Origin of the sequence: Kineococcus auxinigenes, assembly GCF_050871525.1 — a bacterium.
Classification (GTDB): Bacteria; Actinomycetota; Actinomycetes; order Actinomycetales; family Kineococcaceae; genus Kineococcus.
Window position 1 is genome coordinate 24,017 of sequence record NZ_JBKBCT010000036.1, and the last position, 14,468, is coordinate 38,484.

Sequence of the window (14,468 nt, forward strand, 5' to 3'; positions counted from 1 at the left end):
GGTGGGGGTTCCTCTCGCGGGTGGGCGTGTCAGCGGGCGCTGGGGATGCGCACCCAGGGGGCGCCGGTGCCGTCCATGCGGGCCGCGAAGGGGTCGTCGGCGTCGATCTCGCCGCGGCGCACGGGGGCGCCGCCGGTGAACGCCGAGCGGTAGATGGCGGCGACCAGTTCCAGGGTGTCGCGCGCGTCGGCCAGCGCCACCGGGGGCACCTCTCCGGCGTCGAGGGCGTCGAGCACCGCGCGGAACTGCGCCTCGTGGCCGCTGGGCACCCCCTGCGGTTCGCGCGCCCACGCGGTGGTGGCGACCCCCTCGTGGCCGGGCGCGGCGGTGACGGTGAAGTCGTCGTCGCCGTAGCCGTACAGGTGGTGCACCTCCACGCTGGCCAGCTCGAGGTCGAAGCGCAGGATCGTCGTCTCGCGCGGGGAGACCACCGAGTTGACGACGCTGGCCAGCGCGCCGGAGGCGAAGCGCACGGTGGCCACGGAGACCTCCTCGGTGCGCGTGGGGCGCGCCCCCTGCGAGGCCATCGCGCTGACCTCCTCCCACGGCCCCAGCACCGACAGCAGCACGTCCATCTGGTGGATCCCGTGGCCCATGGTGGGCCCGCCGCCCTCGACCTCGAAGGTGCCGCGCCAGGGCACCTGGAAGTACTCGTCGGGGCGGTACCACTGGGTGAGGCAGGTGGCCACGAGGGGGCGGCCCAGGGTGCCGTCCGCGACGATCGAGGACAGCCGGCGCACCCCGGAGCCGAAGCGGTGCTGGGAGACCACGGCCACGGAACCCGCCGAGGCCGCCTCGGCGGCGAGGAGCCGGTCGGTCTCCGCCAGGGACAGCGCGATCGGCTTCTCCACCACGACGCTCGCCCCGGCGGCCAGCGCCTGCTCGGCCACGGGCACGTGCGCGCTGGGCGGCGTGCAGATGTGCACGAGGTCGACGCGGGTGTCCGCCAGCACCTCGGCCAGGTCGGTGGCGGCGCGCGGCACCCCCCACTGCTCGGCGAACGCCTGCGCCCGCCCGGCGTCGACGTCGACGGCGGCGACGACGCGGACGCGGTCGCCCAGCGCAGCGAGGGCGCGCGCGTGGACGGCGGCGATGCCGCCGGTGCCGACGACGACGACGGAGCGGGGGGACGAGGTGCTCGTCACGGGAGAGGCCTCCTGGCTGGATCGGGGTGTCGGTGCGTGCGGGTGAGGGGGCTCGGGCCGCCTGCTCAGGCCGAGGAGACGTTGTTCTGCAGCTCCGTGACCAACGCCTCGGCGGCGGCCTGCGGCGTCTGGCGGCCGAACAGGACCTCAGAGCCGTAGCGGTTGACGAGGTCCTGGACGGTGCTGGCGCCGGGGGGCGCCGCCGGCGGGGCGGGGACGACGACGTCCTCGAGGGACTCGACGTACTCCACCGACTGCGCGTCGGACGGCTGCAGGAGCGGGGCGATCTGCTCGCGCAGCTCGGGGTTGCTGGGGATGCCGCGCTCGGTGAGCAGGATCTCGGCCGCCTCGGAGGAGTTGGTGAGCCAGTCCACGAAGGTCGCCGCGGCCTCGGGGTTCTCGCTGCGCGAGGAGATCGACCAGAACATGGACGCCTTGTAGAAGACGCCCGGGGAACCGCCCGCCTCCTGCAGCGGCGGGCGCAGCAGCACCATCTCCTGCCCGGCCGCGGAGGACAGCGCGGTGACCTGGTTCGCCCACCACACGGCCATCGCGGCGGTGTTCGTGGCGGTGCCGGACTGGCTGAGCCCGGCGGCCTGGCGCTCGACGGCCAGGGTGGCCGGGGCGGCGGCACCGGACTGGATCGTGCCGAGGTTGTACTCCCACCAGGACGCCAGGTGGGCCGGGTCGAGGATCACCTCGGTGCCATCCCCGTAGAACTCCCCGCCCAGCTGGGACACCCACAGCTGCAGGCTGGCCTCGTCCAGGCCCATGGTCTGCCACCCGCGCACGTCCGGCTGACCGCTCTGCGAGATGCGCAGGGCGATGTCGGCCGCCTCCTGCCACGTCCAGGTGGTGTCGTCCGGCAGCGGCACGCCGGCCGCCTCGAACATGGCGGGGTTGGCGACGATGACGTGCGCGTTGACACCCACGGGAACGGCGAACAACCCGTCGTCGGTGCGGCCCGTGCTCAGGGTGTCCGAGGGGATCCCGCTGGTGTCGATGCCGGCGTCGGAGAGGTCGAGCAGCGCGCCGCGGTCGCCGTAGGAGCGCAACTGCAGGACGTCCATCTGGATGACGTCCGGGGCGTCGTTCGCCGCCACGGTCGTGGCGAGGCGGTCCCAGTACCCGGACCACTCGGTGAACTCGCCGTCGACGGCGATCTCGGCGTGCTCCGCCTCGAAGGCGTCGATCGCCTTCTGGGTGAGCTGGTGGCGGGTGTCCGAACCCCACCACGTGAAGCGCAGGGAGGCGCTGCCCTCCGCCGCGGTCTCGGAACCACCGCCGCAGGCGGCGAGGCCGGCGGTCAGCGCGGTACCGGCGAGGCCCGCGCCGAAGGCGCGGCGCGTCAGGGGCCCGCGTGTCGTCATCGATGTGCCCGGCGTCGTCGACGGGGTCATCGCTCCTCCTCAGGGGTCGTGGGCAAGGTGTCGTGGACGGGGGTCGCGGTGGTGGGTGACCGGGCAGGGGTCAGGCGGACTCGATCTCGTTCGTCAGGTCGTCGACGAAGGCCTGCGCGGCGGCGTCGGGCGACTGGCGGCCGAAGAGGACGTCGGAGCCGATACGGGTCATGATCTCACCGGAGGACGAGCCGCCGACCGGGGGGATGGGCGGAGCCGGGTTGACGACGTCCTCGAGGGAGTTCACGTACTCCAGCGCCGCCCGGTCGGTGTCGGAGAGCTTGTCGACGATGCGCTCGCGGAAGGCGGGGTTGGCCGGGATGCCGCGTTCGGTGAGCATGAGGTCCGCGACGGCCTCGGCGGTGGACAGGTAGTTGACGAAGCGGACGGCGGCTTCGGGGTGCTCCGTGCGGGAGGACACCGACCAGTACATGGACGCCTTGTAGTACAGGCCGGGGTCGCCGCCCGGGGTCTGCGCCGGCGGGCGCAGCAGCACGAGGGGCTGGCCCGACGCCTTGGCCAGGGCGGTCAGCTGCGTGGACCACCACGGCGCGAAGGCGACGGTGTTGGTGGCGGTGCCGGACTGGTCCAGCGCCGAGGAGGTGGGGTTGCGCTCGATGGTGAGGGTGACGGGGGTGCCGGCACCCGACTCGGCCAGGCCCAGGTGGTACTCCCAGAACGAGGCGAGGGTGTCGGGGTTGAGGCCCACGCCACCGTCCTCGGTGAACAGGGTCTCACCGAACTGCATCGCCCAGTTCTCCATGGGCGGTCCCTGCACGCCCTCGGTCTGGATGCCGTAGACGTTCGGCAGGCCCGCGTCGGTCACCGCCTTGCCGATGCGCGCGTACTCCTCCCACGTCCAGGTCTTGTCGTCGGGTACCGGCACGCCGGCCGTCTGGAGGATCTGGGTGTTCGTCACGATGGCGTGCGGCACCACGCCCTGCACGACCGCGTACAGGCCGCCGTCGGACTCGCCCAGGGCGAGGTCGTCGTCGGAGATGTCCCCGGTGTCGAGGCCGTCCTCCTTCGACAGGTCCAGCAGGGCGCCGCGGTCGGCGTAGGACTTCAGGTACGCCGCGTCCATCTGGATGATGTCGGGGGCGTCGTTCGCGGCGGTGCTCGTGGCGAGGCGGTCCCAGTACCCGGACCACTCGGTGAACTCGCCCTCGACGACGACGTCGGGGTTCTCGGCGTTGAACGCCTTGATGATCTCCTGGGTGTACTCGTGCCGCGCGTCGGAACCCCACCAGGTGAAGCGCAGCCGGGCGGGGCCGGAGTCGCTGCCGCCACCGGATCCGCCGCCGCAGGCCGACAGGCCAGCGGCGGCTGCGACGCCGAGGGTTCCGAGGCCGACGGCGCGGCGCGAGGGGGTGGGTGTGCTGGCGGGGCGCGAGCTCTGGTTCACGGTGTCTCCCACTGTCGTCGTCGACCGGTGGTGCACCGCCCGGGAGGGTGCCCGGGCGGTGCGGGGGCTGAGGTGGAGCGTAGGTGCGCGATCGTCCGGCCGGGGGCCGGTCAGGCCGACTCGACCGAGTTCTTCAGCTCCTCGACCATCGCGGCGGCAGCGGCCGCCGGCTGCTGCTTGCCGAAGAGGACGTCCGAGCCGTAGCGGCGCACGACCTCCTCGATGTTGGATGCGCCCGCCGGTGCCGACGGGGGGGTGTCCTCGACGACGTCGGCGAGGGAGTCGGTGTACTCGATCGCCAGCTGGTCGGACTCGGACAGCTTCGGGGTGATGTGCTCGCGGATCTGCGTGTTCGCGGGGATGCCGCGCTCGGTGAGCATGAGGTCCGCGACCGCCTCGGAGTTCACCAGGTAGTCCAGGAACGTCGCGACGGCCTCGGGGTGCTCGGTGCGCGCGGACGCGGACCAGAACATGGACGGCTTGTAGTAGACGCCGGGTTCCCCGCCGATGGACTGGGTGGGCGGGCGCAGCAGGGCCAGCGGCTGGCCGCTGGCGCTGGCCAGCGCGGTGATCTGGGTGGCCCAGTACGGCTGCAGCGCGGTCGTGTTGGTGGCGATGCCGCTCTGGTCCAGCGCCGCCACGGCCCGCTCCATGGCCAGGGTCACCGGCCCGGCGGCGCCCGACTCGATGAGCCCGAGGTTGTACTCCCACCAGTCGGCGACCATGGCGGGCTCGAGGGTGACGTTGCCCTCGTCGTCGTAGAACGCGCCGCCGAGCTGCTTGACCCACAGCTGGAGCCCGGCCTCGTCGATGCCGCCGTTGGCGACGCCGTAGGTCCCCTCGGGGCTGCCGGCGGTGATGGCCGCGCCCAGCGCCTCGTAGTCGGCCCACGTCCACGCCGTGTCGTCGGGCATCTGCTGCCCGGAGGCCTGCACCAGGCCCGGGTTGGCCATGATCGCCAGGGGGACGACGCCGGAGACGAGGCCGAACAGGCCCTCGCCGGTCTCCCCGGTGTCCAGCGCGGTGGAGTCGATCGCGGAGGTGTCCAGGCCGTCGAGCTGGGAGAGGTCCAGCAGGGCACCGCGGTCGGCGTAGGAGCGCAGGTAGATGGCGTCCATCTGGATGACGTCGGGCGCGTCGTTGGCGGCGACGTTCGTGGCGAGGCGGTCCCAGTACCCGGACCACTCGGTGAACTCGCCCTTGACCTGGATGTCGGGGTGCTCGGCGTTGAACGCGTCGATGATCTGCTGCGTGTACTGGTGGCGCGCGTCGGCGCCCCACCAGGTGAAGCGCAGCGTCACCGGGCCCTCGCTGCTGGCCGACCCGCCCCCGCAGGCGGCGAGACCGGCCGTGGCGGCCGTGCCGGCGACGAGACCGCCGAACGACCGCCGGGAGACGGCGCGGCGCGGGGTGGGAGTGGGCACGGGGACCGTCCTTCCGCCGGGCGTGCGTGCCCGGCAACGTTCGAGGGGTGCTTGCGGACCGGTGGGGCTACTTGCCGCCGGTCGTGGCGATGCCCTTGATGAGGAACTTCTGGCCGAAGAGGAAGGCCAGGAAGATCGGCACCAGGGACACCACGCTCATCGCGAACAGCGAGCCCCAGGAGGACTCGGAGGTGGCGTCGACGAAGGAGCGCAGGGCGACCGGCACGGTGTACATGTCCGGGTCGGTCAGGAAGATCAGCTGGCTGAAGAAGTCGTTCCAGGTCCAGATGAACGTGAAGATCGCCGTGGTCGCCAAGGCGGGCACCATCAGCGGCAGGATGATCTGGCCGAAGATGCGGAAGTGCCCGCAGCCGTCGATGCGTGCCGCCTCGTCCAGCTCGCGCGGGATGCCCCGGATGAACTGGACCATGAGGAAGATGAAGAACGCGTCGGTGGCCAGGATCTTCGGCACGACCAGGGGCAGGAAGGTGTTCAGCCAGTCCAGCTCGGAGAAGAGGATGTACTGCGGGACGATCACGACGTGGATCGGCAGCATGATCGTCATGAGCATGATGGCGAACAGCATCTTCTTCGCCAGGAACTCCATGCGAGCGAACGCGTAGGCCGCGAGCGAGCAGGAGACGAGGTTCCCCAGGATGCAGCCGAGAGCGATGATCGCCGAGTTGAGCATGTAGTGCCCGAAGGGGGAGGCCAGCGCGCCCCAGCCGTCGGAGTAGTTCTGCGGCTGCGGGTCGGTGACCAGCAGGCCGGGGGCCTGGAAGATCTGGTCCTGCGAGCGCAGCGAGCCGGCGATCATCCACAGCACCGGGTACAGCATGACGAACGCGGTGGCGATCAGGGCCGTGTGCTTCAGCGCGGAACGGAACCTGCTGGGCCAGTCGGGCCCGCCGCGGTACGAGGAGGTGGCCGGCCCCGGCTGCGCGGCGGTGCCGCGGCGGGCGGGCGAGATCTCAGTCGTCATAGAACACCCACAGCTTCGAGGCGTAGAAGTTGATGGCCGTGAAGACCCCGATGATGATGACCAGCAACCAGGCCATGGCCGAGGCGTATCCCATGTCGAAGTTGCCGAAGCCGCGCTGGTACAGGTACAGCGTGTAGAACATCGTCGAGTCGCTCGGGCCGCCGGTTCCGCCGGAGACGACGAACGCCTGCGTGAACGACTGGAACGCGTGGATCAGCTGCAGGACCAGGTTGAAGAAGATGATCGGGGTCAGCAGGGGCAGGGTGATGGACCGGAACTGCCGCCAGCGGCCGGCCCCCTCGGTGGAGGCGGCCTCGTAGTACATGCGCGGGATCTGGCGCAGGCCGGCGAGGAAGATCACCATCGGCGCGCCGAACGTCCAGACGTTGAGGATGATGATGGTGCTCAGCGCCGTGGAGGGGTCCGAGATCCACCCGCGCCCGTCGACGCCGACGAGCGCCAGGACCTGGTTGACCAGGCCCTGGGTGCCGAAGATCTGCCGCCAGAGGACCGCGATGGCGACCGAGGAGCCCAGCAGCGAGGGCAGGTAGTAGATCGAGCGGTAGATGGGCAGTCCGCGCAGGCCCCGGTCCAGCAGCACCGCCAGGGCCAGCGCCAGCGCCAGCTGCAGCGGTACGGAGATGAAGACGTAGAGGAACGTGACCTTCAGCGAGTTGTGCAGCCGGTCGTCGGCGAACATCCGCTGGAAGTTCTCCAGGCCGATCCACTCGGGGGCCTGGATGAGGTTGTAGTCGGTGAACGACAGGTACAGCGAGGCGATCATCGGGCCGATCGTGATGACGAACAGCCCCGCGAACCACGGCAGCAGGAAGAGGTAGGCCACCTTGGTGTCGCGCGTGCCGGTGGGCTGCTGCCCCTTGAGCGCCCGCAGTTCGCCGAGGCCGCTCACCGGGGGTCCCCCGTGGTCCCTCGTGCCCGGACGTGGTCCATGGCCCCTCCAGTCGTCATCGACCGAGCCGCACGGTCGACCGTGCGGATAACGCTTACCGGCGGGACCCTAGCAAGTCGAGGTCCAGGGCGGAAGTGGTTGGGCGAACGTGTCGCCCACGGGTTCGCCGGGGGCCGGTTCACCGGGCCTGCGGCACCGGCGCGTCCGGTGCCAGCACCCGGCGCAGCAGCGCCGACTGCACGACCACCAGGCGGTGTGCCTCGTCGCCGTCCAGGGCGTGCGGGTGCCGCAGCCCCCACTCGTCCAGCGCGCGCAGCACGGCCGCGGTGAGGTCGGCCTGCAGGGGGGCGGGCAGGTCGTCGCGCACCGCGCCGCACGCCCGGCCGGCCTCCAGCGCTCCCAGCAGCCAGGCCTGCAGCGCCGCGCCCGCCCGGGCCAGCGCGGTGCCGTCCCCGCCGGGGGTGCCCGGGGCCCAGAACAACCGCCCCAGGTCGGTCCAGGCGGGGTTCGAGCGGGACACCTCCAGCAGTCGGCGCAGCAGGTCCTCGACGTCCTCCCAGAAGGCGGGCCCGGCCAGCTCGCCCGGTGCGGGGACCTGCAGGGCCGCGGTGAGCTGGTCGCCGAGGTCCTGCACGACGAGGTCGAACAGCGCCTGCTTGGAGTCCACGTAGTGGTAGAAGGAGCTCTTGCTCAGCCCGCAGTCGCGGATGATCCGGTTCAGCGACGCACCCTCGTACCCGGCCGTGGCGAACTCCCGCGCAGCGGTGCGCACCAGCCGTCGCCGCCGCTCGGGCGCCATGACCCTGCTCGCGCGCTCCTGCACGGCGCGACCCTAGCGTTGCGCGGCAGCCCTGGAAGGTGTGGACCATCCGGTCCACACTCGCTACCGTGGTGTGGACCGAACGGTCCAGGCCGAGGGGGAGCAGTGCGCGAGACGGACGTGCGGACCCAGCTGGCCGCCACCGGCGGGGACGCCCTGCGGGTGCTCGTCGTCGGCGCCGGGGTCGCCGGGCTCAGCGCTGCGCAGCTGCTGCGCCGCGACGGCCTGCACCCCGTCCTGGTCGAGCGCAGCGCGCCCGGTGCCGCGGCCGGCTACGTGCTGGCGCTGCTGCCGATGGTCGACCCCGTCCTCGACGCCCTGGGCGTGCACGGCGCCTACCGCGCGCGCAGCGCACCCCTGCGCCGGTACCGGGCCCGCTCGCGCACCGGGCGCGTCCTGCGCGAGGAGCGGCTGGACCTGCTCGTCCAGCCCTACGGCGACTACCGGGGCATCGCCCGCGGCGAGCTGCTGCGCACCCTGGCCGAACCGGGCGGCACCGTCTCGCACGGCACCACCGTCACCGCGCTGACGCAGACCGGTCCGATGGTGCGCGCCACGCTCACCACCCGCGGGGCCGGAGGGGCGCAGGAGGAGGTCGAGGGGGAGTTCGACCTCGTCGTCGCCGCCGACGGGCTGCGCTCCGCGCTGCGCCCCCTCCTGCTGGGCGAGCGCGGGACCCGCGCGGTGGACACCGGCTGGGACGGCTGGATGGCCTGGGCCGGCGTCGACGACGCCGAGGACGACCTGATCGAGGAGACGTGGGGAGCCGGGTTCTTCGCCGGCAGCTACCCCGTGCCCGGCGGCACCGGCGTCTTCGTCGGCGGCCCGCGCCGGGTGACCGCGGCGGGCAGGGCCCGGTTCGTCGCCGACCTGCGCGAGCGCCTCACCGACGCGCAGGGGGCGCTGGGCCGGGCCCTGGACGCCGTCGTCGCCGCGGAGGACCCCCACCGCTGGCCGCTGGCCGACTGCCGCAGCAGCAGGTGGGCCACCGGCCGCGTCGTCCTCCTCGGCGACGCCGCCACCGGTTTCCTGCCCACCGCCGGCGTGGGCGCCGGCATGGCGATGGAGTCGGCGCACGTCCTGGCGGCCCACCTGCGCGGGCTGCGGGCCGCGCAGGTCCCCGCGGCGCTGGCCGCCTACGAGCGCCGACAGCGCCCCCGCGTGCACGCGGCCCAGCGCACCTCACGGCAGCTGGCGACCCTGGTGCTGCGCCGCGGCCGTGCGCTGGCCGCGGTGCGCGACCTGGCCACCGCCCGCATCGGCCTCGGCACGGCGCTCGCGCCCGTCACCCGTCTGCTGGCGGACCCGCCGCGCGGGCCGGCTCCGGCGGGCAGCAGCACGTGACCTCCGGCGCGAGTCGCGCCCCGCCGCTACCATGGCAGCTGGAACGGTTCTCCTGCAGCGAGGCGGAGGTTCAGCATGGCCTGGTGGAGGAAGTCTCCGGAGAACGGCCCCAGCGCTCCGCCTCCTGCAGCCGGTGCCGAGTCCCGGCTCGGCGACTGGGAAGGCGCCGGCAGGTGGCCGCAGGACGACGAGGCCGCCCCGAGCCCGGGCGAGGGCGAGGTGCTCCCCTGGATCAACGTGGACCCCGGCCGCCCGAGCGCCGGGGTCTGACGGGAGCGACCACGCGCAGCAAGTCGCCCTGCGACCTGCCGCCGCGCCGGCTCAGCGCACGCGCTCGGCGGTGAACTGCAGGCGCGGCGCGGCGAAGACGTCCTGGGCCTCGACGATCCGCAGCTCCCGATCGCCCGAGCGGTGCGTCGCCTCGATGAGGTCGAAGACGCTGGACGCGGTGCGCTCCAGCGCGGTCGAGGCGTCCCCGGTGCTGCGGTAGTGCGCCGCGAAGAGCGCAGAGGTGACGTCCCCGGAGCCGTTGACCTTGAACGGCAACCAGGGGGTGCGCACGATCCAGGCGCCGGCGTCGTCGACGGCGAGCACCTCGATCGTGCCCTCCTCGCGGTCGGGCCGCTCCACGCTCGTGACGAGCACCGTGGAGGGGCCCATCGCCCGGGCGAGGTCGACGGAGGCGAGGGTGGACTCCAGCGTCGTCGGCTCGGTGCCGGTCAGGTAGCCCAGCTCGAACTGGTTCGGCGTGATGATGTCGGCGGCGGGCACGACCCGGTCCCGGAGCAGGACCGGGATCTCCGGTGCCACGAAGCAGCCGGACCTGGCGTTGCCCATCACCGGGTCGCACGCGTAGACGGCGGAGGGGTTGGCGGCCTTGACCCGGCGCACGGCGTCGACGACGACGTCCGCGATGCCGGTGCTCCCCTGGTAGCCGGACAGGACGACGTCGATCTGCGGGAACACCCCGCGCTCCTCGACGCCGGTGATGACGTCCCGGACGTCCTCGGCCGCCATGACCGGACCGCGCCACGAGCCGTACCCGGTGTGGTTGGAGAAGTTGACCGTGTGGACGGGGACGACCTCCACACCCATGCGCTGCAGCGGGAACACGGCCGCCGAGTTGCCGACGTGACCGTGGGCGACCGCCGACTGGATGGAGAGGATCTTCACGGACTCAGCCCTTCGACGGCGTGCGGGTTCTCAGAGCGGGTGCGCGCACGGCGTCGGTCCCCGTGCGGGCAGCCTACCCACCGGTGCCGCCCGGCTCGCCCGCCCGTCCCGCGCGCACCGGCCCGGCGACGGGTGGCTGCCGGCCCGGTGCGGGTGACAAGGTGCACGGGTGCCGAGCCGAGACGACATGCCGCCCCTCGAGGACCTGCGCGAGGCGGGCGAGCGAGCCCTGCGCGACCTGCGCCAGCCGCTGGAGGAGTGGCTGCGCCAGCACGCCGTCATCGACGAGGAGGTCGGCGCCGACGGGGTCGTCGACGCCCTCGCCGCCTCCCTGGGCGGCCTGCTGGTGCTGCGCCCGCCGGCGCGCGAGGCCGTCGTGACCCGCTTCGCCCCCGAGGAGGTCGAGGTCCTGACGGGGCGCGTGCTGCCGGCGCTGGCGGAGCAGGTCGACGCGGACGAGCACGAGGAGGTGGAGGAGGACTTCCGCGCCGTCTGGTACCAGTTCTTCTCGTTCCTGGCCGCCACGGGCCGTTGGAGCGGCACGCCCGGTCACCTGGAGACGTGCCTGGCGCTGCTCGGGCCCGCCGAGGCCGACCTGCTGGAGGTCCTGACCGCGGCCGCGCAGGACGTCGGCCCCGAGGAGGAGGACGCCGCCGTCCTGGCGTCCTTCCCCGTGCGGGTGGCCGGCGCGGTGCTCGCGCACGTGGGGGAGGGGATCGCCGTCCCCGACGACGAGGAGCTGTCCGCCGACGACGTCGCCGCGCTGCTGAGCGCCCTGGGCCACCCCGCCGGTGAGGAGGCCGCGCCGGGCCTGGAGGACGTCCCGTGGCTGCGGCAGGTCCTGCTCGCCATGCTCGACCTGGACCTGCTGGACGGCGAGGACGAGACCGCGCTCGCCCCGGGCGAGGAGGCGGCCACGTGGCTGGACGCCGAGCCGGGACCGCGGGAGCTGCGCCGCGACCTCGTGGGGCGCTTCGTGCTGGACGACCCCGCTGCGCTCGACGGCGGCTTCTCCGTGGCCGAGGCGCTGCTGCCCACGGTGCTGGCGGCCGCGGTGGCGGGCCAGCCGCTCGACGAGGAGGAGCTCGCCGGTCTCGTCGAGGAGGTCGCCGACCTCGGGCCGGCAGTGGCCGCGGCGGTGGACGAGGTCCGCGAGCGCCTGGCCGACCTGGCGGCGTTCGGGATCGTCAGCGCCACCTCGCCGTGGACCGTGGCGCGCGGGTTCTGGCCGGCCGTCGCCGCGGGGGTGGCTTCCGAGGGTGAGGAGCCGGGCGGGTTGTTCGGCGAGGAGGGCGAGCCGCTGTGGTTCGACTCGGTGGCCGACACCCTCGGGCTGGGCGACGCGCAGAAGCAGCAGATCCGCGACATCCTCGGCGGCCGCTGACGCCGCCCGTGGTCCCCGGCCGGGCGGACGCGCGCACCCCTTGACCGGCCGGGGGCGGTGGTGTTCCACTCGACTCCTTCCGGAACGCTTCCGGAAGGGATCAGAGCACCGTCGCCCACTGGATCCAGCCCCGAGGGGAACCCCACGCATGATTCAGCGCTGCCTGCGCGCAGGAGCCGTCGCCTCCGGCCTGCTCGCCGGGCTCACGCTGGCGGTCCTGCCGCCCGCGTCCGCCGCCACCGGTACCGGCACCACCACGGCCGTCACGGCCACCCCCGCCCTGACCTCCACCTTCGACACCGGTCCGGACGGCTGGACCGCGCGCGGTGGTGCGCGCGTCGAGCACGCGCCCGGTGCCGGCCGGGACGGCAGCGGCGCGCTGCGGGTGACGAACCGCCTGCAGAGCTGGCAGGGCCCCGCGGTCGACGTCACGTCGAACCTGGCCGTGGGGCAGACCGTCGCGGTCTCGGCGTGGGTGCGGCTCGCCCCCGGCGAGGAGCCCGCGTCGCTGAAGCTCTCCGTCCAGCGCGACCGCGCCGGCACCTCCACCGCCTACGAGGGCGTCGCCGGCGCCGCCGGCACCGCCACCGCCGACCGCTGGACGGAGCTGAGGGGCACCTACACCCTCGGCGCGGCGATCGACCGGGCGCAGTTGTACGTCGAGGGGGACGCGGGTACGAGCTTCCTCGTGGACGACGTCACCGTGACCCCCGCCGTCGAGACCCCGGTGCAAGACGTTCCGGCGCTCCGGGACGTGCTGGGCGGGCAGGGCTTCGAGCACGTCGGCGTCGCGATCGACCAGCGCGAGACCACCGGCCGCCCGGCGCAGCTCGTGCAGAAGCACTTCAACGCCATCACGCCGGAGAACGACGGCAAGCCCGAGGTCGTCCAGCCCACCGAGGGCACCTTCGACTTCACCCGCCTGGACGCGCTGCTCGACTTCGCGGACCGCACCGGCACCCAGGTGTACGGGCACGTGTTCGTCTGGCACTCGCAGACCCCCGCGTGGTTCTTCCAGCACGCCGACGGCACCCCGCTGACGAGTTCGCCGCAGGACCAGGCGATCCTGCGCGGGCGCATGGACGCGCACATCGCGGCCATCGCCGAGCACGTGCACGAGCGCTACCCCGACGGGAACTCCCCGGTCTGGGCGTGGGACGTCGTCAACGAGGTCGTGGCCGACGGCGACAACGCGAACCCGCACGACATGCGCGACAGCCGCTGGTTCCAGGTGCTCGGCGAGCAGTTCGTCGACGAGGCGTTCCGCACCGCGGACAGGTACTTCCCCGAGGCGAAGCTCTTCATCAACGACTACAACTCCGAGATGCCGGAGAAGCGCGCCGACTACGTCGAGCTCGTCGGCTCGCTCATCGACCGCGGGGTGCCGATCGACGGCGTCGGGCACCAGGTGCACGTCGACTTCGGCCGTCCCGTGCAGTGGCTGGACGACTCCCTCGCGGCGTTCGAGCGCCTCGGCGCCGAGAAGGGGAAGCGGCTGCTGCAGGTCATCACCGAGCTCGACGTCAGCACCTCCCAGCAGGTCGTCTCCGCCGACGTCGGCGGCGGCGGGACCCCGGCGCGCGCCACCGAGGACGACGCGGCCGCGGCGGCGGAGAACGGGTACTACTACCGCGACCTGTTCGACGTCCTGGAGAAGCACTCGGATTCCATCGAGTCGGTGACCTTCTGGGGCATCGGCAACGCCCGCACCTGGCTGCGCACCTGGCCGATCGCGCGCCCGTGGGAGCAGCCGCTGCCCTTCGACGACGACCTGCAGGTCACCCCGGCCTACTGGGGCATCGTGGACCCCTCGCAACTGCCCGAGCGGCCCGCGGACTTCCTGGCCCCGCGCATCGCCGCGAAGGACCCGGTGCGGGTGGCCTCCACCAGCCCCGCCGGCGCGCGGGTCGACTACGCGCCGCCCGTGGCGGGCGACACGCGCGACGGCGTGCTGGCGCCCGACTGCACCCCCGCGTCCGGCACGCGGTTCGCCATCGGCACCACGACGGTGACCTGCTCCGTCACCGACGCCGCGGGCAACGCGGCCACGCCGGTCTCCTTCGACGTCGTCGTCACCCCGCCGCCCACCACGACACGGCTGTACCAGCAGGTGAACAACGGCTCCGTGGTCCGGGCCAACGCCAAGCAGACCGTCCAGGTCGTCGTGCAGTTCGGCAACCGGGGCACCGGGGCGCTGCTCGGGAAGTCGTTCTCGTACAGCTGCACCCCGGTGGGCGACGCGCCGTTCGCGCTGGAGCTCGCACCCGGTTCGGCCCGGCAGGTGGCCAACCGCGACTACGGCGCGGGGCAGAACGCGAACTTCACCCTGCGGGCGCGGCCGACGGCCACCGGCACGGCGGTGTTCGACTGCACCGTCTCGATGACCGACGCGTTCGGGGCGCCCGTCAGCGCCACCACCCGCGTCACGATCGACGTGCGGGAGTGACCCGCGGTGGCGGTGCGGTGGGCTCCACCGCACCG

At 73.3% G+C, this 14,468-nt stretch carries 12 protein-coding genes; 4 read left to right on the forward strand and 8 right to left on the reverse strand.

The genetic code is table 11. The features are described from left to right. Positions 1-29 precede the first annotated feature (29 nt). From ACRYR9_RS11440 to ACRYR9_RS11470, 7 genes are all read right to left on the reverse strand, one after another. Positions 30-1,145, reverse strand: coding sequence for a Gfo/Idh/MocA family protein (locus ACRYR9_RS11440; RefSeq protein ID WP_432498067.1), 1,116 nt, complete (start codon positions 1,143-1,145; stop codon positions 30-32). A gap of 65 nt (positions 1,146-1,210) precedes the next feature. Then, positions 1,211-2,545 (reverse strand): ABC transporter substrate-binding protein, encoded by a 1,335-nt coding sequence (locus ACRYR9_RS11445; protein ID WP_432498065.1) that lies wholly within the window; start codon positions 2,543-2,545, stop codon positions 1,211-1,213. A 70-nt stretch (positions 2,546-2,615) separates the two neighbouring features. Further along, positions 2,616-3,950 carry an ABC transporter substrate-binding protein gene (locus ACRYR9_RS11450; protein WP_432498063.1) on the reverse strand — a complete coding sequence of 445 codons (1,335 nt, stop codon included), beginning with the start codon at positions 3,948-3,950 and terminating at the stop codon, positions 2,616-2,618. A gap of 110 nt (positions 3,951-4,060) precedes the next feature. Further along, entirely contained in the window at positions 4,061-5,374 is a 1,314-nt protein-coding gene (locus ACRYR9_RS11455) for an ABC transporter substrate-binding protein (RefSeq protein WP_432498061.1), read from the reverse strand. A gap of 67 nt (positions 5,375-5,441) precedes the next feature. Then, a complete protein-coding gene (locus tag ACRYR9_RS11460; protein ID WP_432498058.1) occupies positions 5,442-6,356 on the reverse strand; it encodes a carbohydrate ABC transporter permease in 915 nt (304 codons plus the stop codon). Further along, positions 6,346-7,266 (reverse strand): carbohydrate ABC transporter permease, encoded by a 921-nt coding sequence (locus ACRYR9_RS11465; RefSeq protein WP_432498056.1) that lies wholly within the window; start codon positions 7,264-7,266, stop codon positions 6,346-6,348. Before ACRYR9_RS11465 ends, ACRYR9_RS11460 begins: the two co-directional genes overlap by 11 nt. A 178-nt stretch (positions 7,267-7,444) precedes the next feature. Continuing rightward, positions 7,445-8,089 carry a TetR/AcrR family transcriptional regulator gene (locus ACRYR9_RS11470; RefSeq protein WP_432498053.1) on the reverse strand — a complete coding sequence of 215 codons (645 nt, stop codon included), beginning with the start codon at positions 8,087-8,089 and terminating at the stop codon, positions 7,445-7,447. A gap of 102 nt (positions 8,090-8,191) precedes the next feature. Between ACRYR9_RS11470 and ACRYR9_RS11475 the strand changes: the two genes are divergently transcribed. Further along, positions 8,192-9,430, forward strand: a complete 1,239-nt coding sequence (locus tag ACRYR9_RS11475; protein ID WP_432498050.1) for an FAD-dependent oxidoreductase — start codon at positions 8,192-8,194, stop codon at positions 9,428-9,430. A 75-nt stretch (positions 9,431-9,505) separates the two neighbouring features. Beyond that, positions 9,506-9,700: a hypothetical protein gene (locus ACRYR9_RS11480; protein WP_432498047.1), complete on the forward strand. Its 195-nt coding sequence runs from the start codon at positions 9,506-9,508 to the stop codon at positions 9,698-9,700. Between the two features lie 51 nt (positions 9,701-9,751). Here the strand turns inward: ACRYR9_RS11480 and pdxY are convergent, their stop codons facing one another. Then, positions 9,752-10,603, reverse strand: a complete 852-nt coding sequence (gene pdxY, locus ACRYR9_RS11485; protein WP_432498044.1) for a pyridoxal kinase PdxY — start codon at positions 10,601-10,603, stop codon at positions 9,752-9,754. Positions 10,604-10,772: 169 nt separating this feature from the next. Here pdxY and ACRYR9_RS11490 point away from each other — a divergent pair, with 169 nt between their 5' ends. Continuing rightward, positions 10,773-11,987 (forward strand): hypothetical protein, encoded by a 1,215-nt coding sequence (locus tag ACRYR9_RS11490; RefSeq protein ID WP_432498041.1) that lies wholly within the window; start codon positions 10,773-10,775, stop codon positions 11,985-11,987. 148 nt (positions 11,988-12,135) lie between these two features. Continuing rightward, positions 12,136-14,433 (forward strand): endo-1,4-beta-xylanase, encoded by a 2,298-nt coding sequence (locus tag ACRYR9_RS11495; RefSeq protein WP_432498039.1) that lies wholly within the window; start codon positions 12,136-12,138, stop codon positions 14,431-14,433. Positions 14,434-14,468 lie beyond the last annotated feature (35 nt).